We start from the raw sequence: 23,525 nt of genomic DNA, 5'->3' as shown, positions 1-23,525 counted from the left end.
AATGCGACTTTGTCGAACGCCTGCCGTAGTACCATACACGGGCTTGATCTGAAAGCGGAGATCGGTGCTTACGGGGAGGTGTGAGGAAGTGCGCATGCGAACGTGGACTGGAGTCGCAGCGCTTCTGCTGGCGCTGCTGGTGAACGGGGTGGCGGAGGCACAGCGAGTACGACCGCCGCGCGAGGCGGTGAGCACGAACGGGGAGTTCCAGTTGCGGCTGGATGCCGGCCGGGAGGGAACCTATGGCCGGGCGTGTCGGGCGATGCTTCTGCAAACGCGGGAAGGCAGCCGGCAGGGGCGGCGCGTGTGGGAGCGCGAGTTGGTCAACGTGGTGTCGCCGCAGCACGTGTACGTGCGGGATGACGGGCGTTGTATCGTGACGCTGGATGACTACGGGGCCGGTGGTGCAAGGCACACGATCGTGATCTACGGGCCGCGGGGGACGCTGCTGCGGCACTTCCTGCTAGCTGACGTGCTCGCAGAGGGGGACTGGAAGCACGTGCGAAAAGAGGGAGACGGCTTACGGTGGCTGGACGGGGCGGCTTGCGGATTTGTGGACGAAGGGCGCGTGTTTGAGATTCGACTGAAGTGGGGGCGGACGATTCGGATCGAACTGGAGACCTTGTCGCTGGCCCACCGGCCAGCCGGGGGCGTGCCGGTTGAAGCAGGGACCGCCGTGCATGCGCAAGCGTGGGGTGATGAGGGAGGTGGCGACGGCGTCATCGGGGAGCGGCTGGCCGACCTGGCGCCGCCGGCACTGGAGGATCTTGCCGCAGTTCAGCAGGCGCTGAGTCCGGATGTGCAGGAAACAGCGGAGTTGGATCCCGCCATGCTGGCGGAAGCGTCTGCCGAAAGCGAAGAGACCGAAACGCAGGATGTCGACGATTCGGTGGGCGCTGATGCTTCGACCCTGGAGTCCAAGCCACTGGCACAAGAGGATACGGTGGTGACGGAGAGCGGCAGCGCGGTGGAACCGCAGGAGGCAGAACTACCCCTTGTGACCTATCACCATGGTGTGGCCCTGCCATGGCCGAACCCTGTCGAGCGTGTGGACTACGTGTCATGGATGAACGAGCTCGGGCAGGTCGCGGGGCCCGATGCCGCTCCCTTGTACAATGCGGCCATTGCCGCGTATCAGGACTACAATGGCGATCCAGAGCTTTACGAGCGCGCGGCGCGCGAGGATGAGGCGCTCTTTCTGCCGGAAATGCAGTCCTTTCTGGATGCCAACACGGCGGCACTGGAAATGTTCCGGGCCGGCGCGCAGTTACCCGCCGGAGTTGGCAGCGTCAGAGCGAGGACGGCATGCTTATCAGCGTGCTTTTGCCGGAACTGGCACCCATGCGGCAACTCGCCCGGTTGTCAGTTTTCGAGAGTCGTCGACTCGCGGCAGAAGGCCGCCCGGGCGAGGCCGCTGAGTTACTGATCGACACGGCGGCGGCAGGGGGGCACCTGCGCGGCGGTGCGACGTTGATCGAGGACCTCGTGGGATTGGCCATGCAGTCGCTGGCTCATGGCAGCATCCTGGACCTGTACGAGCACACCGGCGACGCCTTCGATTACACGGCGGTTGCGGAGCGACTCGTATCGACGGCCGAGCGGGCGGGCCAGGGGCAACTAGCGCTGCTGGGAGAGCGCGTTCTTTCGCGACACGATCCAGCGGGTGTGGAAGTACGATGTCGGGCGCGATGCATTCATTCCCGATTACCAGGTGATTGATGCCATCGTACCGCTGGTTGACGATGACACGGCCTTGTCCACGCGTTCCGCACTCCTGGAGGAGATGGTGCCGGAGGAGTATGAGGCCATGGTGCGCGAGGCGGAGAGCTTCTACGAAGCGCTCGAGTCCGGGCTGGACCAGTCGTTTCCGGTGGGGTCGGGGCTGATCGCCGAGGTGGAGGCGCACCAGACCAGCACCAACCCGATGCTGCGCGTTGATTCCGGCGATTGGCCGTGTGCATGCCATCCGCACACGGAGCGAGGCCACGACGCGCCACGGTCCTGATCTCGCAGGTGCAAGCGTACCGACAGCGTTACGGGGTCTATCCGGACTCGCTCGAAGCACTCGAGGTTGGGCGGTTCGCAGTGGATCCGTTCACGGAGCAGCCCTTTCGCTATCGGCTGACGGAGAACGGCTTCGAGCTGTATGCCCTGGGCGAGAGTGGCGTTGACCACGGCGGAGAGCATGACCCGAGCGGCAAGGGCAATCTGCGTTTCTGGCCACGACCTTCCCCGCAGCCCTAGAAAGCGGGTGCCAACACCTGCTCGAACGGTTTGAATGCGATGTCGCGCAGAGCTAGGGGCTCCGGCGGTGCTGCAGGAACCATGCGTAGAGATCTTCTCCCGCGTAGACATCGTCCCACACGTTGTGGGGGCCTCCCGGGATGATCGTGAACCGGACCTGTTCTGCACCGGCGGCACGCAGGCGCTCCACATGCTGCTGTGAATGATCGAGTGGTACCACCGTGTCAGCATCACCGTGGAAGACCCAGATCGGCAGGTTCTTCACGGCCGGTGCCCGGATCGGCAGCGAGCGGCCGCAGATCGGGGCAATCGCCGCAAAGCGGTCCGGGTACTCGGCCGCGGTGAGCCATGTCCCCGTACCCCCCATGCTGAGCCCAGTGAGGTAGATGCGGTCAGGGTCGCCATTCACCCAGTTCAGGACGTGGTCGAGGAGGGCGATTACCTCGTCGGGCCGCCACCACTGACCTGGCGGACATTGCGGCGCGATGATGATGAATGGAAACTCCCGGCCGGCGGCGAGCTGCTTGGGCAAGCCGGTCTGCTTGAGGAGTTCGAGATCGTGGCCGCGCTCACCGGCGCCGTGCAGGAACACAATGACCGGGCGATAGGTGCAGCAGTCGGCGACATAGTCGCTCGGCAGGTACAGCAGGTAGTCGAGCGTGACCTTACGAGTGTATGTGCCCGTGAATTGATTGATGTTCAGACCGGGTTGGGTACGTGGCGCGCAGCCGATGAGCGTAGCGAGAACACAACTCGCCGCGAACCAGGTGCACATGAGGTTTGAGGGGCTGCGGGTCATGGTGTGTGAGTCTCCGGGGCAGGGGCTGGCCGCGGCGCTGGGCACGTAGCCACGTGTAGAGCGTGGGGTCGTCGTAGGCGGGCTCCCAACTGTTGTGACCGACGCCGGGGTAGATCGTAAGGCGGGGCTGCCCGCCGGCGGCGCGGATGGCTTCGACGAGTTCCTGGGAGCGCTCCGGCGGTACCACCATGTCTTCTGCTCCGTGGAAAGCCCAGACGGGGAGGTCCTTCAGGCGGGTGGCCTGGTGGCGGTTCCCGCCGCCGCAGACGGGGGCAATGGCCGCGAAGTAATCCGGCCGCTCCATGGCCATTCCCCAGGTGGCGAAGCCGCCCATACTCAGGCCGGTGAGATAAATGCGGTCGGGATCGATGCGGTGGCGCAGAACCAACTCGTCGATGAGCGCAAAAACGACTTCGTGGTCCCACCAGCGGTCGGCAGGGCACTGGGGGGTGGCGACGATGAAGGGGAAATGCCGGCCGGCGGCGATGTGTTTCGGCGGGCCGTGGATAGCAGCTCGTCGCAGGTCGTTGCCGCGCTCGCCTGAGCCATGCAGGAAGACGAGCAGGGGCCAGCGGCGGCCTGCGTCGGCGGTGTAGTCGGGAGGGAAATACAGCAGGTACTGCATCGCGAGCGTTTTCTGGATGGTGCGCTCGAAGTGCTGGGAACTGTGGCCGTCAACGGTCTGCATGGCGGGCTCCAGGCGCGGCTGGTGACAGGCGACGGGCAGGAGCGCCAGCAGGAGGCCGGCGGCAGGGTGGAATACGCGCCCGGGATGCGTGCCGGGTTGTCGAGACATGCAGTGCTCCGCAGGTGAGCCAATCAGATGGATTGCGACTTCAGTCAGGCAGACATTGTAGCGGAGGGGTTGGGAGGCGGTCTGCGCGGGCCGGTTCGAGAGCGGCGAGCGCCTGCGAAGAGTTGCCCACCGCGATGGGCATCAGGACAGCCCGGAATCGACCTTGACTTATTATGAGCATATGTCCATAATTAGGGATGAGGAATGCAGGTCATGTCGCGACCCCACAAATGTCGACTGATTGGACAACAGCCGAGCATCTGCCGGTTCAAGCCGGCGGGTGTGCCAGGCCGCCAACTGGACACGGTCGAGTTGGCGCTGGACGAGCTGGAAGCGCTGCGACTTGCGGATTTCGAGGGGCTCTATCACGAAGCAGCGGCCGATCGGATGGGGATTTCGCGTCCGACCTTCGGGCGGGTGCTGGAGCGTGCGCGGCACAAGGTTGCTGCGGCGCTGTGCGAGACGAAGATGCTAGTAATTCAAGGAGGTGCTGTGATGACGGCCTCCGAGCGCACGTTCGAGTGCGCGGCGTGTACTGGCCGGTTCGAGGTTCCGTTCGGGACCGGGTGGCCAGGCGAGTGTCCACATTGCAAGAGTAGCCAGATTCATCGCGTGGATGCGGGTCGTGAACCGCACCGCGGTGGCGACGGCCGGCGCTGCCGACGGCGCGCGCGGTTGGGCGCACAAGTCGGGAGGTTACGGACGGGGTGGTGCAGGAGACAAAGGGATGAGAATCGCGGTGGCCTCAGACGACGGATTGCGGGTGGCACAACATACGGGAAGGTGTGCTGGGTTCGTGGTCTACGAGTTGATGGGTAACACAGCGATACGCATTGGGTATCGGCAAAACACATTCACGGCGCACGCGCGGGGGGAGTGTCATGGTGAGCATGAACATGGCGGATCCGGTGAGCATCATGCCCATGGACCGCTGCTGACTGCGCTGGGCGACTGCCGCGTACTCGTGACGCGGGGGCTTGGACCCCGGCTCGTGGTGGATTTGGCCGGTCGCGATATTGATGCGTACGTCTGCGGAGTGGATGGGGTCGAAGAGGCGGCGCAGCTTTACGCAGCCGGCGCTTTGCCGAAGGCGTGTGGGAGTGGTTGCGGGCGGCACAGTGGATGAGCGGGCGGTAATGATGAGTTCAGAACCAGTTTCGTACCAGGCCGGGTCGGACATCCTGGCAGCCGCGAGTGCGAGTTGTCACCCGGCGTGTGTCGCATGCAAAGACATCGAGGCGGGTGGATTGGGTTTGCGCTTTGTCGCTGAGGATGCCGGTTTCGTGGTCGCAGAGTTCGCCTGCGACGCCGCCTACCAAGGTTACCCTGATCGGTTGCACGGTGGCATTGTGGCAACGCTACTCGACGCCGCGATGACTCATTGCCTCTTCGCGCGGGGTGTGCGGGGATTCACAGCACGCCTGCAAATCCGGTATCACCGGCCGGTGCTGCTTCATCAGTGCGCGGAAGTGCGTGCGTGGGTATGTGACGGTCGTGCCCCGATCTACTTTCTGGAGAGCGAGGTGCGGCAACAGCGTGAGCTGTGTGCGTCGGCGAAGGCGAGCTTCTACGGGGTGGTGGACGGTAGCACGGCGCAGGGGTGCACACCGATCTGACCCCGAGGAGGCGCCGCCGGTCGGTGTTGGGAACGGATCTGGTTATCGGTACCAGCGGTGTTGAAGTACACAGCCAGGGTCGATCACCACTGCATGGTGATTCCTGCGGGGGCACCAGGTCGTTTGAGTGAGATTGCGTTTTGGGGGACTGGTGGCACCACACCCCCAAGAAATCGAACCAGGTGAATGTAAGTACCGGACTTGCTCTCCACGGTGCAGGAACACGCTACGAAGGGTGTAGACGGAGCATGAACGCACTGCGTCCGTACCCGCTTTCGATGTGCGGATTGTCCGGAATTCGTGCAGGCGGCGTAAGTTCGCGACCGGAGCGCTCGATAAACGATGTGGGAGGTATGGTGCGATGCGCGATCCCACGCGAGCCTTGCTGCCACTGGCCCATGCGATCTTTCTGGCCCACATGTCTGCGCTGGTTTTCGGCGTGTCATTGCTGGCGTGGGGCTTTGCGCCCGTTATTTTGCACCGCCTTACAAGTAATCAGCCCCGCGAATTGAGCTCTTTGCCGTAAGCAGTTTCACAGTGCTGTCGGGACTGGTGTATATCGGCTTGGCGATGCTGATCTGGCGGCGGGTTGCCTGGGGGCTGCGCGGCTCGCTGTGGTTATCGTTAACTCTGCTGGTGGCGATTTTAACTGTGGCCATGCTCGACGTGGGGTCGGTGTCGCTCTTCCCACTGCTCCTCTCGATCAGTTCCGGCCTTACAGCCGTGCTTGCGCTTGTCCGCCTTACAGATGAACCTGTCATGGAAGATGGCTCGACCGCGGCCGTTCCCAGGAGTGCGCCGGAGCGGGCCTAGCAGAGGACTTTCGCACCGGGGCTGTGCCGGTGCAACATTCCCTTTTTACGCAACGTTATCGGTAACCGGGCGCGATTCCGCCGCCCAGCCGCAGCAACACCCACTCTCGACCGATACTGGTAGTACCGCGGTCGCGTACCGCTGAGTGTAGAAGCACCAACGCGAGCATGCCGGCGGGGGTGCCCATGGTGATCTGGAGGCGATATGCAGCAGGCGGCTCCCCAAATTCGAGTTCCAGGATGTGGCCGACGGCTATTTCCTGATCGTGTGCCGGGGTGAATTGTGCTGGGAGGACCGCGCCCACGCTGGTGCCGGAGGTCGAACGACAGCTCCAGGAACGACCGACGCCGGCGGGCATCATCTTGGATCTCGGTGCGGTGAACTTTGTCAGCTCGGCGGGTGTGGGAGCCCTGTTCCTGCTGATCCAGACGGCTCGGGCACGGGGATTGGCTGTTGCGTTCGCACAGGTTCCGACGCGAATCGTACGTATTTTCGAAGCCGTCGGACTCGACCGGTTGGCGCTGCTCGGGCCAACCGTGCTTGGTGCGTGTGCGGAGCTGGCAGGTACGCCGCCGGAAACCGGAAAGGATGCCGCTGCGCCCACACTCCGGGGGCGTGGGCCGAACTGGGAGTCCACGAATCCATCGCCGCGGCCACGCTTGGCGGCACGGCTGCCGTAACCAACTTCGGCCTGTTCATGTTTGCGCCCGGTGCTACCAATGTGGTCGCCCATGGGAGTAGGTGTGCGATGACGACGATGACCGCAACTGCCACCCCGCAGTCATCCTTGGTGCCGGCGCTCGCCCCAACGGCGAATGGGCGTCCGGCCTCGCCGGGACGCTTGATCGATATCCCCTTGCTGATGATGCGTGGCTTGGACGGTCCGGACATTTGGGACCGGCTGGGGACGGCGGCCGTGCGGGAGCAGGCGAGCGACATCCACCTGACAAATCAGGCCGACGGGCTGCACATCGCGGTGCGCATCGATGGGCGGTTGTGGCGGCAGGGGGTGCTGCCGACGGAACTCGGTCAGCGGTTGACGAATCACGTGAAGATCATGGCGCTGCTGGATGTCGCCGATCGCCGGCGCCCGCAGGATGGCCACGCCACGCTCGGAATCGACGGACGGCCGATCGACCTGCGTGTTTCAGTACTGCCGACGAACCACGGCGAGGCGGTGGCGATCCGGCTGCTGGATCGGGACGCGGGGCGGCTACAGTTGGAACAGCTCGGTTTGAGTGGTGAGCAACTGCGGGCGGTGCACGACCTGATCCAGTCGCCGAGTGGTTTGATCCTGGTGACGGGTGCCACCGGGGCGGGAAAGACGACGACGCTGTATGCGATGCTGAATGCGCTATCCGGGGAGCATCGCAAGATCGTGACCGTGGAGAACCCGGTTGAGTACGACCTGCCACACGTGGATCAGGCGCAGGTGAACCGCAAGATCGGGCTGGACTTCCCGACGCTGGTGCGGAGCGTACTGCGCCAGGACCCTAACGTGATCATGATCGGTGAGGTGCGCGACGCAGAGACGGCGGACGCAGTAGTGCGGGCCGCCAACAGCGGGCGACTGGTCTTTGCGACCACACACGCGATTCACTGTGCGGCCGCGCTGGAGAGTCTGATTGCACTGGGGGCACATCCGCACTTCGTGGCACGGTCGTTCCGTGGCGCCGTGGCGCAGACGTTGCTGCGGAAGCTTTGTCCAAGTTGTACCGTGACGCTGGAAGAGACGGCCGACGTTACGCTGCTCGACGATGTGCTGCGGCACCTGGAGCCCGGAGAGCGGCCGATGCTGTCGTTTGGGCGCGGGTGTGCAGACTGCCGCTTCTCAGGGTATCGGGGACGCACGGGTATCTTCGAGGTGCTGGTGGCCGATGACGATGTCCGGCGGATGATCAGCCAGGGGGCCACGGCGCGGACGATCTATGACTGGGCGGCGGCCAACGAATTACTGACGATCGCTCAGGCGGGGAAGTTGGCGGCGTTGCGGGGCCTGACCACGATCGAGGAGTTGATGCAGAGTGTCTCGGAGATGTGGACCGGCGAGAGATAGCTGTCGATTACGATGGTCGCATTGCACAGGTCGGACCGTCTTTTCGATACCCCTTCAGTGGTGTCACATTCGGCTTGGCAGGTTCGGTTGGCGGACGAATTGAAATTTGCGCGGCCGGGGGCGTGCATACCGGGGGGCTTGGCGTTGGGTCTCCGGGGGTTCCAGCTTGACGTAGCGGCAGGGGAGCGTAGACTGATTCTCCGCGGTGCGGCGGAGGCCGCCCCGAGCGAGCGAAGTTCCTGTAGCTCAACTGGATAGAGCGTCGGCCTCCGGAGCCGAAGGTTGTGGGTTCGAATCCCGCCGGGAACGTTTCCCTTCCAACACTGATGACGCCGCCGCGCTCATCGCCACTCCCATTTGGGGAACACTCCCCGGTGACGCTACACTGAGATCATGAGCGCGCACGGTCAATCCCGGCCGCCGTCGCCATCGTCGACGAGAAGATCCGACATGCACCCCTCCTCGATCGTAACCCACTCGACCCATCGCCCCCAATCCCGATTCCTCCTGGCACTGCTGCTAAACCTGCTCGCTATTTCCGTCCCCGCCGCCGCTGTGCCCAACATCCTCTACGTCGACGCCCACGCCACCGACGCACCCCACGACGGGTCCGACTGGTGCCACGCCTTCACCGAACTCCACCAGGCGTTGGCCGTCGCAACCCCGGGGACCGAAATCCGCATCGCCGCAGGTGTCTACCGACCCGACCCCACCGGGCTCGGTGACCCTCGCCAAGCCACCTTCACACTCCTCCCCAGCGTCACCATCACCGGTGGATTCGCCGGTTGCGGCGCTCCCAACCCCGACTTCAACGACGCGGCCATCCACACAACCACGCTCTCCGGTGACATCGGCACCCCCAACCTCGATTCCGACAACTGTTACCACGTCTTTGTGGGCAGCGGTGTCAGCAGCAGCACCGTCATCCAGTCTGTCACCATCACCGGCGGCAACGCCAACGGATCTGGCGCCAACCGCCAGGGTGGCGGCATGCTTCTCTTCACCGCCGCACCGACCATCCGAAGCTGCATCTTTCGCGACAACCATGCCGTGTTTGGCGCCGGCGTCTTCAATGGCGAGGGCTTCCCTCGCTTCGTCGGCACCACCTTCACCCAGAATGTCGCCTCCGGCTCCGGTGGCGGCGTCTACAACTACAACGCCACCTGGGACCCGCCGCCAACCTTCGCCAACTGCACTTTCAGCAACAACTCCGCCCAGGGCTACGCCGGCGCCATGCGGAACTATGGAAGCTTCGTTGACATCATGGACTGCTCGTTTACGGCCAACCTCGCCCTTTCTGCGGGGGGCGCCCTAGCCAACGGGGGCTGGACCCAGGTCAACCTCGCCCGCTGCCTCTTCAGCCAGAATCGCGCTGATACCCTCTTTTCCCGGTTTGATGCCCTGGGCGGCGCGATCTTTTGCGAGGACGTTACCCAACTCACCCTCCGATCCTGCGTTTTCCACCTCAACGTCGCCAACGCCACTCTCCCCGGCATCAGTTACGGCGGCGCCATCGCCCAGGCCGATGACACTCTCATCACCCTCGAAAACTGCACATTCGTCGGCCAGCACGCTAACGTCGGCAGAGCCCTCCACCACAGCGGCAGCGGCACCACCACGCTCATAAGCTCCATCCTCGCCAACGGTGGCAACGAAATCGTCACCACGGGCTCGGCATCGGTCACCCTTTCATACTCTGCGATCACCCACTCATGGCCCGGCACGGGCAACACGGGCGCCGACCCCATGCTCGACAATCTCCGACTGCGACCAGGTTCGCCCTGCATCAATACCGGCGATCCCGCCGCTGTCCCCGCTTTCAACGAGCCCGATTTCGACGGCCACGCCCGCATCCTCTGCAACCGCATCGACATGGGCGCTTTCGAATTCGGCCTTGGCGATTTCGACTGCAATCAATCCGTCAACCCCGCCGACTTCGCCCATTGGAGCGATTGCATGACGGGACCCGACGTCGGACCGCACCCAGACCCTTGCGCCCCCTTCGACTACGATTTCGACCAAGATATCGACTTGCGCGACTTCGCGGCCTTCCACCTCGACGTTGTTTCACCCGCCTGAAGCGCCGCCTCAACCGCACCGGCGGACTCAGGCCAGAGGCGCATACGTCCAGCCCTGCACTAATACAGGCGGGACGCGCGCTCAGTGCTCTACTTCGCCTCGAGCCAGTTCTTGCCGCATGCGACATCCACCTTCAGCGGGACGTTCAGTGGCAGGGCCCCCGACATGACCTCACGCACCACGCCGGCGAGCCGCTCGGCGGCGGCGGCGGACGCTTCGCATACCAGTTCGTCGTGGACCTGCAACATCATGCGCAGGGGCAGCGCATCGCGCGCGATACGTTCGTGCAAACGCAACATCGCCGTCTTGATCAGGTCGGCGGCGGAGCCCTGTATCACGGTATTCACAGCGAAACGCTCGGCCTGCCCGCGGATGGTCGGATTGCGCGAGTCGAGGTTTTCGATTGGCCGCCAGCGTCCAAGCAGTGTCCGGACACCACCGGCCCGCTTCGCATCGGCAATGCACGCGTCCATGAAGGCGCGGATGCGCGGATAGCGGGCGAAATAGGCATCGATGAACGCCTGCGCCGCACCTCGTTCCATCCCGGTTGTCTGGGCCAGTCCGAAGGCGGTTTGGCCGTATACGATTCCGAAGTTTACGGCTTTCGCGCGGCTGCGCTGTTCGGATGTAACCTCCTCCAGAGCGATGTGGTTCACTTGTGCGGCGACAACGGCGTGGATGTCGCGGTCCTCCACAAACGCCTGTCGCAAGGCCTCGTCACCGCTGAAATGGGCGAGTACGCGTAGCTCAACTTGCGAGTAATCTGCGACGATCAGCCGTTCTTCCGGCGTGCGCGGCACGAAGGCGCGCCGCACCTCGCGCCCCAGCGGTGTCCGGATCGGGATGTTTTGAAGATTCGGTTCGCTGCTGCTCAGGCGCCCTGTCACCGCCCCGGTCTGGTGATAGCTGGTGTGAACACGGCCGGTTCGCTGGGCACGGGAGCGCGGCAGGGCATCGACATAGGTTCCGCGCAGCTTCTGAAGTTCGCGATACTCCAGCAGCAAGGGGAAAATGGACGCCTGGGGATTCTCGCGCCCCAGGATTTCAAGGGTATCGGCATCGGTCGAGCGTGAAGTCTTGGTCATGCGCACAACGCGGTAGCCCAGCTTGTCGAACAACACCTCTGCGAGTTGCTTGGGTGAGTCGAGGTTAAACGTTTGTCCGGCGGCTGCATGCACCTCGTCGCCCAGCTCCTCGACACGGGCGGCCAACCGACGCGCGAGTTCCTCCAGAAAGGGGACGTCCAGCGCGACACCTTCCCACTCCATATCCGCCAGCACACGGACAAGTGGCATCTCGGTGTCGATAAAGAGCTCTGCTACCCCGGCGACCGCGAGGCGCGGAGCATAGTGCTGGCGCAGTCGCCAGGTGTAGTCGGCATCTTCGGCGGCATACTCAGCAATGTGCTCGAGCGGCACCTGATCCATTCGCAACTGCTGACGGCCCTTGCCGATCAAGTCCGAGATCGGAATCATCGCATGGCCGAACAGGTCGAAGGCGAGCCGATCCATCCCGAAGGACAGGCGGCCGGGATCGCAGAGGAACGCGGCAATCATCGTGTCAAAAAGTGGCCCGGCGACGCACAGACCGGCACCACGCAGTACATTGAGGTCGTACTTGAGGTTCTGCCCGACCTTCCGCACCCGTACGTCGGCAAAAAGCGGCGCCAGGGCCGCGAGGACTTCGCCTTGCGGCAGGACTGGTCCGTATACGCTGCGCACCGGGACGTAGTAGCCACGGCCGACTTCCCAGGAGAACGACAGCCCGACGAGGTCGCAGTCCACGGGTTGAATGCTCGTTGTCTCGGTATCAAAGGCGAATTCCGGCTGGGCGCGCAGCGCGGCAACCAACCCCGCGAAACGCTCCGGCGTATTCACCAGCACGTACTCGCCGCCATCGGGCAGCCGCAGCTCGGTAGCAGGTGTCGCGTCCGCGATGGTCTCAGGCGTATTCGCAGCGTCAGGTAAGCACTGGGCTGCGGGGCTAGTGACTGGATCAGAGGAGTGCGGGAGCTGCTCCCGCAAGCGACGAAAGCCGAGCTCGGAGAAGAGAGTGGCCACCGCACTCCACGCGAAGCAGGCGGTCGCCGCAGTCGTCAATTCGAACTCCAACGGCACGTCGCGCACGAGGGTTACAAGCTGGCGCGTACGCTCCAGGAGTGGGGCGAACGCGAGCACGTTTTCACGCTGCTTGGGTGTCAACTCATCGGCGTGTGCCATGACCGCCGCGGCGGTGCCATACTTCTGTAGCAGGGCAGCCGCTTTCTTGGGGCCGATGCCGCGTACACCGGGCACGTTGTCGGTGGTGTCGCCGGTCAGCGTCTGAGCGTCGATGGCCTGGTGGGGATGCCAGCCCTTCTCGGCGAAGAGAGATTCGGCCGTGAGTGTCTTGTCACTCATGGGGTCATAGAGGCAAACGCCGGGGCGCAGGAGCTGGTCGAGATCCTTGTCGCGGCTGACGATTACGATCTCGAGGTCCGGGTGGGCCAGACGTTCGACGAGTGTGGCGATGAGGTCATCCGCCTCGAAACCCTCGTGTTGGAGCAGCGGCACGCGGGCGGCGGTCAGAATCTCGATGATGCGGGCAACTTGCGGGTGCAGATCCTCAGGGGAGGGCTCGCGCTGGGCCTTGTAAGCCGGGTACAGCGCGCGGCGCTGAAGCTTGGTCTCGTCGGCGTCGAGTACCATGGCAAGGTAGTCGGGCCGTCGGTCGCGCAGCAGATTGAGCAGCATCTGGAAGAAAACATGGGTGGCACGTGTGGGTTCACCGGTCGGCGAGGTGAGGTTGTGAAAGGGGGCGTAGTATGCGCGGTAGATCTGCGCGTGGCCATCGATGAGGTAGAGGGTCTTCGGCATGTCGGCATGATACGCGGGCGGGCTGGCGTGGGGGAACGCGGGAAGAACCCCCCCCGGTTGCCTGCCATGTTGATCACGGTGCATGCTTCCGGCAGGATGTGCCCGAACGGCTCACCCTGCGAGCAAACACGAAGGATCGGTCGGGACCGGGGCGCGCGGGCCTGCTCGACGATGATCCTCCTGGTGCGCCCCGTCGACGGGCGGGCGGGTCGCGCAGCGTGACTCACACCGTGGGGGCGCGTTATGGTGCGAACTGCTGCAACATGCGACGTTCACATTCTTCCGGGCTCACATCCTCGACATGTGTGGCGAGGCCCCAGGAGTGTCCGAAGGGGTCCTGGATCTTCGCGTAGCGGTCGCCCCAGAACATGTTTGTAGGCGGCATCTGCGGTTCCGCCCCAGCGGCGGTCGCACGCGCGAAGAGCTTGTCGACATCCGCGGAGTACACATGCACGGAGACGGGTGTGCCGCCGATGGATTTCGGCGAGAGCGCTCCCCACTGCGGGAACTCGTCGCACAGGTACAGCAGCGAGTCGCCAATCTTCAGTTCAGCATGCATGACCTTGCCGTCCGGCGCGGCGATGCGCATGACTTCCTCAGCGCCGAGTGCGGACTTGTAGAACGCGATCGCCTGGTCGGCGCCGTTTACGATCAGATGTGGAGTCAGGGTGTGTGTGCCTTCGGGGATGGGCTTGACGGTCATGTTGGGCTCCTCGTGGGCGCGCGACGCCGGCCGCGTGCGCGACGCGCTGCTTCAGCAAAAAGGGGGTGGATTTCCTTCGGCCACGGTCAAGGATACCGTGGCCCCGAGAGTCCGCGAAGCCGGGCCCTGTAAAAAGATGTCGGCAGAGCGCCTCCCAATGACGTCGTATAAGACTATCCCGAGCGCAGTGTCGTTGCGAGCACCTGCTCCACGGCCTCCTGCAACTGTCCCGCCCGGCACTCCTCCAGTTCATACGTAGCCCGCGTCACCGGTTGCGCAATGCGCATCAGCCGTCCCAGGTCGATGGGCGTGCCGATTACGACCGCATCGCAGGGCACAGCCGCGATCGTTGCGGCAAGGTCGCGGATCTGGTCTGTGCCGTAGCCCATGGCGGGCAGCACCTTCTGCACGTGCGGATAACGCTCGAAAGTCGAACGCAGACTGCCGATCGCATACGGCCGCGGGTCGACGATCTCACGCGCACCGGCCCGTTGGGCAGCGACGTAGCCGGCGCCGATCTGCATCTCGCCGTGCGTCAGGGTGGGTCCGTCCTCCACAACCAGCACGCGGGCGCCCCGCACGATTTCCGGATGGTCGAGTTGTACAGGCGAGCGGGCGTCGATCACGGTGGCCCGCGGATTGCAGGCGGTGATGTTGGCGCGCACGATGGTGACGTCGGCAGGGCTCGCACTGTCGAGCTTGTTCAATACCAGCACGTCGGCGAGGTATAGGTTCGTTTCGCCTGGGTAGTACCTCCGTTCGTGACCGGGCCGCAGTGGATCGAGCACGGTAATGTACAGATCCGCGTCGTAGAACGCGGTGTCATTATTGCCACCGTCCCAGAGAATGACATCCGCCTCGGCCTCGGCCGCAGCGAGGATCCGCGCATAATCAACACCGGCAAAAACTACCGTGCCCGCGGCGAGATGCGGTTCATACTCCTCGCGTTCTTCGATCGTGCATTGGTGCCGGTCGAGGTCGGCAAAGTCGGCGAAACGCTGGCACGCCTGAGCCGCGAGATCGCCGTACGGCATCGGGTGACGCACAACGGCCACGCGACAGCCCGCCGCGGTCAGGATACGGGTTACGGCGCGCGTCGTCTGACTTTTGCCGCAGCCGGTGCGTGCGGCGCACACGGCAATCACCGGGCGCACGCTGCGCAGCGTCGTCTGGCGATGGCCGAGGATCGTGAACGCAGCGCCGGCGGCCTTGATGAGCGCGACCTTTTGCATGACCGCCTCGTAGGGGAGGTCTGAGTACGCCAGCGCAACAAGGTCCGCGTCATAACGACGTATCAGCGCAGAGAGTTCCTCTTCCGCATGGATGGGGATACCCTGCGGGTAACGCGGGCCCGCCAACGCTGCCGGATACACACGCCCGTCAATGTCGGGAATCTGCGCGGCGGTGAAGGCGACCACCGCGACATCCGGACGTTGGCGCCAGTACACGTTGAAGTCGTGGAAGTCCCGCCCCGCCGCCCCGAGAATGATGACGCGTTGCACCGGTGTGGCCATCGATGTGCCTCCGGGGTTTGTGAGATGATTGCCGGCACTGGCGGCCGGCCGAAACGATCGGCAAGCGCGTCGGGAAGCTCTTGGCCGAACCTCCTACGACTCGTACCAGAAACATAGCATAAATTAGTGCATTATTCAATTTTTGAGGAGGGTTAGTGGCCTTGCTGGGGCAGTAGGGGGGTGTTACGATTCGCCCGCGACCAGATTGGTACGCCGGGAGCGTCCCCTTATGAAACACGCCGAACCAAGGTGGGTATTGCGTGCAGCCCTGTGTTTGCTGACAGCGTTAAGCGCTTTCGCAACACCGGTTTACGCGCAGAGTGATGAGAAGCCGAAGTTCCGCGAGCCGAACGTGACCTTTCTCCCCACCCAGAGCCAGTACATCCAGTGGCTGGCCGGCACACTGATCATCGCGGGTGTGCTCGCGATTGCGTTCAAGAATCCGCACCGCACGCACCTTGATTGACGGTGTGACGCGGCAGGGTGGGGGCGGTGGTCTGCGCACCGGCCCAGGAGTGCCCGATGAAGCGCAACACACTGTTGTCACTGCTCGTCTGCGTGAACCTGTTCCTGGTGACCGCACTGGTGATTTTCGGCGCTCCGCCCCGCACGGCGCACGCGCAGGGGGCGGCCACCGGCCTGGCCGGCAACTACATGGTGGTCACCGGACAGGTGCAGGCCAACTTCGATGTGCTCTACATGATTGACACACGGGAGCGCACGCTGCATGTGTTCTACTTCGAGCGGGGGCGCGCGAATCTGCAATACGCCGGCTATCGCAGTCTCGAGCGGGACTTCCGCCACAACTTGCCGTAAGCGCGGAATGGAGCAGTCATGACAAGCTCACACTCACAGACCATCGACCACCGAACCTTCGCGATCGGCGTGCTCAGTGTGACGGCGTGCGTGCTGTTCGTGGGCCTGCTGATGGTGGGGCCGCAGCCCGCCCGGGCGGCGTTCCAGCACGACCGCGCCGGCGACTACATCATGCTGACGATGCAGGTTTCGACGACCAAGGAAGTGCTGGTCGTGATCGATGGCGCGGCGCGACGCATGATCGTGTACGAGTTCGACTTCAACCGGCGGAATATGGAGATGATCGTACCGCCGAACCTCTATCCGCTCGCCGATCTGCCGAAGCCGCCGGTGCGGGACGAAGCCCCACGGCGCAGGAACTAGGAGTGGGGGGGGGTCGACCGGTCGCATGCATTCCGGTTTTTTTCCGCGCTGCGCGAACCAAAGCGCGGGCAGGGCGGTCCAATCTCCCGGATGCACAACCATGTCAGCACATGAAACTCTTTCGGACGAAGCGCTGCTCCGGCGATTTGTCAACGGCGACCGGTTCTCGCTCGGAGCATTGGCGCAGCGCTACGAGCGCCGGCTCCTGGGGCTGGCAAAGGGCTTGCTGGGCGATGCAGCACTGGCGTGCGACGCAGTCCAGGAGACCTGGGTGCGGGTCATCCGGTTCGCGCCTGGCTTTGCAGGCGATAGCAGCTTCAAGACGTGGATTTACCGCATTGCGGTCAACCAATGCTACAACCTGCGCGGCCTGCAAAAACTCAGCGCGCCGGAGGAAATTGCACCCACGACTGCAGAGAGTGGGGCGCGGCCGGTCGATGGCTGCTTGCTTGCGACTGAGCAGGCGACCACGGTGTGGAGTGCGGTGGCGGCACTCACGGCTGAGCAACGCGACGTCGTGCTGTTGTGCTACCACGCGGACCTGACTCACTCCGAGGCGGCGGTCATCCTCGAGATTCCTCTCGGTACGCTCAAGTCGCGGCTGCATGCTGCGCTCGGACGGCTCCGGGCCCTATTGGCTGCGGAGGTGCAATCTTGATGAGCTACTCAGAACAGCATTTGGCGCGCGAACTCGCGCGGCTCACCGATTGGACGGCTCCCGTACCCAACACATGGGAGCGGGTGCTTGCAGCGCAGACTGGCGCGCAATCTGCGAGCGGACTGGCGACGCCGGCGCCGGCAAGGCGGCGGGCTTGGCTGCGTATGGCGCTCGTGGGCAGCGTCGGCGTTGCCGCGGTGCTGCTGCTTCTTTCGATCACAAGCCCGACGTTGTCGCGGGCACGGACACTGCGACCCTCACACGGACCGCAGGCACTTGCTGCTGCGCTGGCCAACAGGGTCGAAACAACCGCGTCCACATCACCGCCCATCCCGATCGCCGGAGGCCTGCACGCTGCGGGGGAGACTACGGGTCGGCAGGTCATCCAGACGGCCACGGTCACGCTGGCGGCCGACGACGTACGTGCGACGTTCTTGCAGGTTGGGATGCTGCTGAGGGAGGTTCTCGGGGAGTACACGGAGAACTCCCACCTCCTCGGTTCCGGAACGAGTGCGAGCGCCAACCTCACGTTGCGGGTTCGAGCAGAGCGACTGCCGGAAGTCCTGAATACGCTGCGTGAACTGGGGAGTGTGGTCGATGAGCGGATTGAAGGCCTCGATGTGACGGACCAGGTCGTAGATCTCGATGCCCGCATCCGAAACTCGCGCCGCGTTGAGGCGGAGCTCATCGAGCTGCTCGACGTTCGACCGAACTCGCCGTTGACCGATGTTCTCAGGGTTCAGGCCGAGATCGACCGCGTTCGTGAGCAGATCGAGCGCCTGGATGCGCAGCAGTCCCGGCTGACCAACGAAGTTCGGTTGGCCAAGGTCCACGTCATCGTCCGCCCGGAGACTCCGGCGCCGGTGACATGGAAGCTGGGCGAGCGATTGGCGTCCCGGCTCGCAGATGCGTGGCGAACGGGGTTGTACTGGCTGGTCGACAGCGTGGCCGTCGTTGTACAAGTGGCGGTGGGCGGGCTGATCTGGTGGGTTGTGTTGGCCAGCTTGGTGGCGGTGGTTGTCTGTCGCCGCCGCCGAGGTGGGACACGGGTGGAACGAGAGCCGTCGTAGCGCGAACATTGAGAGGTCTTCCCGTAACCGGGCCATGGTATAATAGTAAACATAATACATGTTATAGGACGTTGTGTGTCTCGGATGATCATTCCCGCTGGCACGCCTGAGCCCCCCTCATCCGTTCTGGCACGGCTCCGTCCAAGGTGCCGCCAGTACCTGCTGGCCAGGCAACAGCTCCCGGTCGGCGATCATCCGGACGTCTCGAGAGCGCACTGCGTACCGCTTGGCGTTCGCAGGTGCGGTCGAACGCTGGAATGATAGTCACGGCCGGAAAAAAGTTGCCTGCCACGGAAGCAACCCGATCACCATGCGGTCGCTGTAGGACTCCCTGTTTTATTCCACTTGTGTGTGCAGGCACCAAATTTCAAACCGTGCGCGGTTGCCGCTGGGCGCAAAGATATCGAATGCTTGAAGTTGCGAGAGAAGATAGCACCGCCGGTCAGGAACAGTGAGGTTCCGGTGGGAGAGAAGCGATGTCAAACACCAAGCCCGCCTGGTTACGCGGGCTCTTACGCCTGTGCCATGAGGAGGATGGTCCAACCGCGACCGAGTACGCGGTGATGCTTGCACTGATTGTGGTTGGTGCGATCGCAGCGATCACACAACTGACGGCCCGGCTTCAATCGATGTTCGGCGCTGTGCAGCAAGTGTTCGACGACGCCAACCAACCTTGACGCCGCCGGTCCCCGGCCGCCCGGACCCCTGTGGCCCGAGCGCGCCGCGGGACCTTCGTTTTTATAGCCCCAGCACGCATACGCTGCACCTTCGTGCACCCTCCCCTGCTACCCAATCAACACTGATCCTGCTATCCTTCCCGGCGTCACTTTCGGTCGGTGTGGCCATGGCCTGCCGACAGAAAGGAACGGACGCCACCCTCAGGAGTTCGCATGAAGCGCCTGCTAAGCTCGATCGTGTTGTGCGTGCTGATCTTCCTGACTGGTTGCCGCATGTTCGCGCTGATCCTGCCCCCGATCGTGAAGGACGTACCGGCTGAGTATCCCTACTTATACAACAAGAAAGTCGCGGTCGTCGTACACACCGAGCAGGAGACGCTGGCGGTCTACCCCCATGTGCAATGGGAAATCGCAGATCACGTCCGGACTGCTTTGCAGGCCAACGTGCGTGGCATCACGGTTATCGATCCGGAAGAGGTCGCCCAATACCAGCGGCAGAATACCGATTGGGCCAGCCGGGACCCGGCCCGGGTTGGACAAGACCTCGGGGTTGATCGCCTGATCGAGGTGCAACTTACCGAGTACACGACGCGCGAACCGGAGAGCCCCTATATGTACCGCGGGCACATTACCGCGGCCCTGCGCGTCTACAACGTGGCGTACCTCCGGGCACAGCCGGCATTCCGCAAGGAAGTACGTACGATTCATCCGCCCGACGGTCCCGGTGCGTGGGGTACCACCGACCGGGAAATCCGCGCAGCCACCATGGAAACGTTTGGGCTGGATGTCGCCGGTCTGTTTTATGACCGGACAATCGAGGAGCGCTGATGCTCGTGTCCGTATGCAACACGCCGGCCACCCGGCCCCCCTGCCGGCTGTTCCTGTCCCTCCTCGCCATGCTCTGTGTGCCGTTGTTCGGCTGCAAGTTTGTTGGCGCGCTGCTGTTCTTCGCCCAACCGCCCCAGATCACACCGGCCGAGCACCGGCTCACCACGGGGCGACTCGCCATCCTCATCGAATCCGGCCGGCCGCAGGATGAAAATGCGGTGTTCGTGAACGCGTTTCATGAGCAACTGGTCAAGTACCTGAAGGAACGTGCGAATCTGCGCGCCACGGTGATTGCGCAGGAGGAAATCACCAAGTTGCGCCGTGAGCATCCGGACTTCCGCCAATGGGGTGTACAGGAAGTCGGGCGCGCCCTGAAGGCCGACGAAGTGCTGTACGTGTTCATCGACCAGCTTGTGCTGTACGAATCACCCGGTTCACCGCTGCTGCAACCGCAGGTTCAAATGCACCTGACCGTCATCAGCCCGCTGAAGCCGAGCAGCGATCCTCGGGTCTGGCCACCCATGGAGAAACGCCGGGGCCACGAGCTGCGAGTGGGGCGCCACCATATCGAAGCCACCAGTTCAAGCGTACTGGACTCGGAACTACGGAAGCTCGCCCGTACAACCGCCTGGTGGGCGGCGCTGCCGTTCTACGATTTCGATCGGGAAGAAATGCCCCCGCGGGAAATGTAACGTCATGCCGCCGCGCTCCCTGGCGCGCTTCGCGCTGCTCGCGTCCGGTGCTGCCACAGTTGTAGTTGCCGCGACGCTGTTAGGGCCTACCCCGCTAAGCTGGGAGGATATTCGTCAAGTCTCTGTCCGCCCTTGGTTCACAGGTGAGGCCCCCACTCAGGTGTTCTGGCACATTCGTGTGCCGCGGACGTTGCTTGGTGCCGTCGCCGGTGCCGGCCTTGCGATCGGCGGTGTCGTGCTGCAGGCGCTGTTCCGGAATCCCTTGGCGGAGCCCTACACGCTCGGCCTGGCGAGCGGTGCCTCGCTGGCGGCCGCGTGCGGGTTCCTGTTCCTTCCCGATGGGGTGCGGGGCAACTTTGCGGGCATTCCCACGCTCGTGCTATGCGCTTTCCTGGGCGCAGCCGGAGCCATGGCCCTGGTTTACGGATTGAGCCGCGTTCGGGCCGGACGCGATACCGACCGCCTGTTGCTCGCCGGTGTGTGTGTCGCGTACCTGTGCGCCGCCGGCGTGCTGCTCATCTTCTTCTTCTCCGACCGAGCGGTCACACTCGACACGGTCTTCTGGATGATGGGTGCCCTGGGACGGCAGCGGCCGCAGGCCATTTTCGAGATCCTGCTGGTGCTCGTGCCGACGCTGGTCTTCGTGGCGTGGAAACACCGGGCGCTGGATCTGCTGGCATTGTCGGATGATGTGGCGGCCACCCGCGGCGTCTCAGTTGGCCGGGTGATGTGGGGTAGTTACGTGCTGGTGGGGACACTGACGGCCGTCATTGTGGCGAACTGCGGCCCGATCGGGTTTGTGGGCCTGATGATCCCGCATATCTCCCGGGCATTGTTCGGGGTGCGGACACTGCCCCTGCTTTTGGGGGGTGCCCTGTTGGGAGCGGCTTTCCTTTCCCTGTGTGACGGGCTGGCGCGGCTGCTGCCGCAGGCGGACCTGCCCGTCGGTGTTGTGACGAACGTGCTCGGTGCGGCGTTTTTCTTCTACCTGCTGGCGACGCGGGACGTAGTACACACGGCGGCGCGGAACTGAGTCCGCACCGCCGACCCCGGCCGAGGGGGTACACCCGAACGGTGTGCGGTGCTACTCCCCTGCCGCAGCACCGGGAATCGTCTCCAAGCGCACAACGTGCTCAGCGCGTTCTTCGTGCCCGCGCCAGTACGCCAGGTTGAAGTGACTGATATCAAGGAAGCCGACCTGGGCCGCACCCTCGGACGGCGTGACGCGAAACATCAGCACGCCATTGTTTCCCCAGATGAAGACGTGCGGCCAGGGGCTGCGATTGAGGGTGTACACGCCACGGGCATCCGTGCGGCCGCGGTAATTCGGCTCCGCGTTGAATCCGCCGCCGGTGTAGCCCCGGCCCTTACCGACGAACAGCTCAATTTCGGCTTCGGCGACGGGGCGGCGATCGGCACCGACGAAGGTGAACATGTTGGTTCGGGGCACGTCGAAGAGATACTCCCCAAAGAGGCCGCGTCGGACGCCCTTGTCTCGATTGAGTGACCGCGCACTATGTTCACAGTAGAAGCGGTAGGTGGAGTCCCAGCGCTCGTGATTCATGCCGATCGCGCGATCGTGCGAGTAGTTGCCGTGGAACATCATGCCGTCGCGGTAGTCCGCCGGAGGCCGATAGCCGAGCCCAGGAATCGCCAGGTTCGCGCGCCCTTCGGCGACAATCAGGTAGTGGTCATTTCGTCCGAGTTGGTGACCGAGCTCGTGGTGCAGGGGCCATTCCGAACTGGTCAGCCAGCGGGGGGCGAACTCGTAGAAATTTTTCCCACCCTTGTTCTCGTCGGGCTTCAGGAGATCGACGGTGAAGCCCCAGACGCCGTCCACACCGCCGTTGACATTGTTGAACACCTCGGTCTCAGCGAGACCCTCGGGGGGCTCGTTCGCGTTATAGAACTGCGGGTTGTCGAGATCGACAGGCACATGCACACCGGGGGTGTGCATGCCACCGGTATGGCCCCAACCATCGGGGATTATGTAGACGCGGTCGAGCCGCACACGCTCCTCAATCCCATCCGGAGTCGAAGGGTAGATCGTGTCGCGGAACTCCTTGTTCGACTGGCGCACCTGAAACTGCGCCCAATCCGCCCAGTCGTAGCTGCCCAGGCCGTTGCGGTATTGTTTGAAGGCCGCATGCACACTCTCCTCGACGAAGAATGCGTACGACAGGGCGTCGGTCCGGTCGATGACCCAATTGTTTTCGCGGGTGATCTCGTCAAGCAGCCGATGGCGATCGACTTCGAAGGCGATGAAGTGGCGACCGTCCTCCCAAGGCCGCTCCAGCATGAACTCGACGGTTTCATTGGGTGCGAGCGGCTGCTCGTGCCAGCCGGACGCGATGTCCTTCCCGTCGAAAAGCCAGTGCCAGTCGAACCGCGCGATCGGTTGCGTGCCCGCATTCCGCAGGACGGCCGTGAAGCGCACGGTCTGGCCGGCCCGCGGCCAGCGCTGGGCACCGTCGTTGAGGATCTGGACCGGGCCCGTTTCGCCGACTCCCAGGACGGGGTCGTTGATATTGACGTACTTCGGCTGCAAGCCCGGGAAACGAGGTGTGCGAGAGATGTACTGCACCGATAGGTCGGCCTTGTCGGGCCGGGGGGCGTTCCAGAGCTTATCCTTGCCGATTGGGATGATCTCGTCGGCTGCCCATGTCCAACTCCCCGTGCCCACTGCCAGCAGCAAAGCCGCCCATCGCAAACGCATCGTCAATCTCCTTCCGGATTGAGTTGCGGGGACCGTGGCGAGCGTGACGGTCGCGTGGGCCCGCGCGATGCGGGCTGGATTGCCCACATCGGGGACCATGATAGCCGAGGATGGGCGTGTTGGGGTTGCCTGAGGCGCTTGCGCTGCGCCGGGAGGGGGTGTTCTGCGGGCGAAATCCCTGTCAAAGGCACAGATTCGTACCGCCGGGCTGGACGCGCAACCCGGGCTAT

At 63.9% G+C, this 23,525-nt stretch carries 26 protein-coding genes and 1 tRNA gene; 20 read left to right on the top strand and 7 right to left on the bottom strand.

Going from position 1 to position 23,525, the window contains the following annotated elements; genetic code table 11:
• The first annotated feature begins 94 nt into the window (after nucleotides 1-94).
• The gene (locus tag IPM18_11525; protein ID MBK9120214.1) at nucleotides 95-1,426 is read left to right on the top strand and encodes a hypothetical protein; all 1,332 of its coding nucleotides are present in this window, start codon (nucleotides 95-97) and stop codon (nucleotides 1,424-1,426) included.
• Here the strand turns inward: IPM18_11525 and IPM18_11520 are convergent.
• Complete coding sequence (locus IPM18_11520; protein MBK9120213.1) at nucleotides 1,420-1,617, bottom strand: hypothetical protein; 198 nt, start codon at nucleotides 1,615-1,617, stop codon at nucleotides 1,420-1,422. The two genes, IPM18_11525 and IPM18_11520, sit on opposite strands and share 7 nt — an antisense overlap.
• Before the next feature lie 46 nt (nucleotides 1,618-1,663).
• On the opposite strand from IPM18_11520, the gene IPM18_11515 reads away from it, so the two are divergent.
• Both IPM18_11515 and IPM18_11510 read left to right on the top strand, forming a co-directional pair.
• Nucleotides 1,664-2,005, top strand: a complete 342-nt coding sequence (locus IPM18_11515; GenBank protein MBK9120212.1) for a hypothetical protein — start codon at nucleotides 1,664-1,666, stop codon at nucleotides 2,003-2,005.
• 8 nt (nucleotides 2,006-2,013) lie between these two features.
• Entirely contained in the window at nucleotides 2,014-2,244 is a 231-nt protein-coding gene (locus tag IPM18_11510) for a hypothetical protein (GenBank protein ID MBK9120211.1), read from the top strand.
• Between the two features lie 52 nt (nucleotides 2,245-2,296).
• On the opposite strand, the gene IPM18_11505 is transcribed toward IPM18_11510, so the two are convergent.
• Nucleotides 2,297-3,019, bottom strand: a complete 723-nt coding sequence (locus IPM18_11505; protein ID MBK9120210.1) for a prolyl oligopeptidase family serine peptidase — start codon at nucleotides 3,017-3,019, stop codon at nucleotides 2,297-2,299.
• Complete coding sequence (locus IPM18_11500) at nucleotides 2,910-3,731, bottom strand: prolyl oligopeptidase family serine peptidase (protein MBK9120209.1); 822 nt, start codon at nucleotides 3,729-3,731, stop codon at nucleotides 2,910-2,912. Before IPM18_11500 ends, IPM18_11505 begins: the two co-directional genes overlap by 110 nt.
• A 321-nt stretch (nucleotides 3,732-4,052) precedes the next feature.
• Between IPM18_11500 and IPM18_11495 the strand changes: the two genes are divergently transcribed.
• The 8 genes from IPM18_11495 to IPM18_11460 all read left to right on the top strand — a co-directional run bounded on the left by IPM18_11495 (nucleotide 4,053) and on the right by IPM18_11460 (nucleotide 10,403).
• Nucleotides 4,053-4,658 (top strand): DUF134 domain-containing protein, encoded by a 606-nt coding sequence (locus IPM18_11495; protein ID MBK9120208.1) that lies wholly within the window; start codon nucleotides 4,053-4,055, stop codon nucleotides 4,656-4,658.
• Nucleotides 4,603-4,965, top strand: coding sequence for a hypothetical protein (locus IPM18_11490; GenBank protein ID MBK9120207.1), 363 nt, complete (start codon nucleotides 4,603-4,605; stop codon nucleotides 4,963-4,965). Before IPM18_11495 ends, IPM18_11490 begins: the two co-directional genes overlap by 56 nt.
• Before the next feature lie 10 nt (nucleotides 4,966-4,975).
• The gene (locus IPM18_11485; protein MBK9120206.1) at nucleotides 4,976-5,455 is read left to right on the top strand and encodes a PaaI family thioesterase; all 480 of its coding nucleotides are present in this window, start codon (nucleotides 4,976-4,978) and stop codon (nucleotides 5,453-5,455) included.
• A 537-nt stretch (nucleotides 5,456-5,992) separates the two neighbouring features.
• Nucleotides 5,993-6,268, top strand: coding sequence for a hypothetical protein (locus tag IPM18_11480; protein ID MBK9120205.1), 276 nt, complete (start codon nucleotides 5,993-5,995; stop codon nucleotides 6,266-6,268).
• Nucleotides 6,269-6,576: 308 nt separating this feature from the next.
• The gene (locus tag IPM18_11475; GenBank protein ID MBK9120204.1) at nucleotides 6,577-6,948 is read left to right on the top strand and encodes an STAS domain-containing protein; all 372 of its coding nucleotides are present in this window, start codon (nucleotides 6,577-6,579) and stop codon (nucleotides 6,946-6,948) included.
• Between the two features lie 68 nt (nucleotides 6,949-7,016).
• Nucleotides 7,017-8,324, top strand: a complete 1,308-nt coding sequence (locus IPM18_11470) for a type II/IV secretion system protein (GenBank protein ID MBK9120203.1) — start codon at nucleotides 7,017-7,019, stop codon at nucleotides 8,322-8,324.
• A 235-nt stretch (nucleotides 8,325-8,559) separates the two neighbouring features.
• Nucleotides 8,560-8,633 (top strand) — tRNA-Arg (locus IPM18_11465).
• Nucleotides 8,634-8,774: 141 nt separating this feature from the next.
• Nucleotides 8,775-10,403 carry a hypothetical protein gene (locus tag IPM18_11460; GenBank protein ID MBK9120202.1) on the top strand — a complete coding sequence of 543 codons (1,629 nt, stop codon included), beginning with the start codon at nucleotides 8,775-8,777 and terminating at the stop codon, nucleotides 10,401-10,403.
• An 89-nt stretch (nucleotides 10,404-10,492) separates the two neighbouring features.
• Here the strand turns inward: IPM18_11460 and polA are convergent, their stop codons facing one another.
• The 3 genes from polA to IPM18_11445 form a co-directional block, all read right to left on the bottom strand.
• Entirely contained in the window at nucleotides 10,493-13,258 is a 2,766-nt protein-coding gene (gene polA / locus IPM18_11455) for a DNA polymerase I (GenBank protein MBK9120201.1), read from the bottom strand.
• A 241-nt stretch (nucleotides 13,259-13,499) separates the two neighbouring features.
• Nucleotides 13,500-13,961 (bottom strand): VOC family protein, encoded by a 462-nt coding sequence (locus IPM18_11450; GenBank protein ID MBK9120200.1) that lies wholly within the window; start codon nucleotides 13,959-13,961, stop codon nucleotides 13,500-13,502.
• Nucleotides 13,962-14,134: 173 nt separating this feature from the next.
• Nucleotides 14,135-15,475, bottom strand: coding sequence for a GTPase (locus IPM18_11445; GenBank protein MBK9120199.1), 1,341 nt, complete (start codon nucleotides 15,473-15,475; stop codon nucleotides 14,135-14,137).
• A 229-nt stretch (nucleotides 15,476-15,704) separates the two neighbouring features.
• Here IPM18_11445 and IPM18_11440 point away from each other — a divergent pair, with 229 nt between their 5' ends.
• The 9 genes from IPM18_11440 (at nucleotide 15,705) to IPM18_11400 (ending at nucleotide 21,612) form a co-directional block, all read left to right on the top strand.
• A complete protein-coding gene (locus IPM18_11440) occupies nucleotides 15,705-15,941 on the top strand; it encodes a hypothetical protein (protein MBK9120198.1) in 237 nt (78 codons plus the stop codon).
• 56 nt (nucleotides 15,942-15,997) lie between these two features.
• Complete coding sequence (locus tag IPM18_11435; GenBank protein ID MBK9120197.1) at nucleotides 15,998-16,291, top strand: hypothetical protein; 294 nt, start codon at nucleotides 15,998-16,000, stop codon at nucleotides 16,289-16,291.
• A gap of 18 nt (nucleotides 16,292-16,309) precedes the next feature.
• Nucleotides 16,310-16,654: a hypothetical protein gene (locus IPM18_11430; protein ID MBK9120196.1), complete on the top strand. Its 345-nt coding sequence runs from the start codon at nucleotides 16,310-16,312 to the stop codon at nucleotides 16,652-16,654.
• A gap of 100 nt (nucleotides 16,655-16,754) precedes the next feature.
• Complete coding sequence (locus IPM18_11425; protein MBK9120195.1) at nucleotides 16,755-17,312, top strand: RNA polymerase sigma factor; 558 nt, start codon at nucleotides 16,755-16,757, stop codon at nucleotides 17,310-17,312.
• Nucleotides 17,312-18,382 (top strand): DUF4349 domain-containing protein, encoded by a 1,071-nt coding sequence (locus IPM18_11420; protein ID MBK9120194.1) that lies wholly within the window; start codon nucleotides 17,312-17,314, stop codon nucleotides 18,380-18,382. Before IPM18_11425 ends, IPM18_11420 begins: the two co-directional genes overlap by 1 nt.
• Before the next feature lie 476 nt (nucleotides 18,383-18,858).
• The gene (locus tag IPM18_11415; protein ID MBK9120193.1) at nucleotides 18,859-19,059 is read left to right on the top strand and encodes a Flp family type IVb pilin; all 201 of its coding nucleotides are present in this window, start codon (nucleotides 18,859-18,861) and stop codon (nucleotides 19,057-19,059) included.
• Between the two features lie 213 nt (nucleotides 19,060-19,272).
• Complete coding sequence (locus IPM18_11410) at nucleotides 19,273-19,887, top strand: hypothetical protein (GenBank protein ID MBK9120192.1); 615 nt, start codon at nucleotides 19,273-19,275, stop codon at nucleotides 19,885-19,887.
• A complete protein-coding gene (locus IPM18_11405) occupies nucleotides 19,887-20,579 on the top strand; it encodes a hypothetical protein (GenBank protein MBK9120191.1) in 693 nt (230 codons plus the stop codon). The genes IPM18_11410 and IPM18_11405 overlap by 1 nt, the downstream gene beginning before the upstream one ends.
• 4 nt (nucleotides 20,580-20,583) lie before the next feature.
• Nucleotides 20,584-21,612 carry an iron ABC transporter permease gene (locus IPM18_11400; protein MBK9120190.1) on the top strand — a complete coding sequence of 343 codons (1,029 nt, stop codon included), beginning with the start codon at nucleotides 20,584-20,586 and terminating at the stop codon, nucleotides 21,610-21,612.
• A 51-nt stretch (nucleotides 21,613-21,663) separates the two neighbouring features.
• Here the strand turns inward: IPM18_11400 and IPM18_11395 are convergent, their stop codons facing one another.
• A complete protein-coding gene (locus IPM18_11395) occupies nucleotides 21,664-23,295 on the bottom strand; it encodes a hypothetical protein (protein ID MBK9120189.1) in 1,632 nt (543 codons plus the stop codon).
• Nucleotides 23,296-23,525: the final 230 nt, after the last annotated feature.

The organism is Phycisphaerales bacterium (assembly GCA_016716475.1).
Lineage (GTDB): Bacteria > Planctomycetota > Phycisphaerae > UBA1845 > Fen-1342 > JADJWG01.
This window is presented reverse-complemented; position numbering and strand designations above follow the sequence as displayed.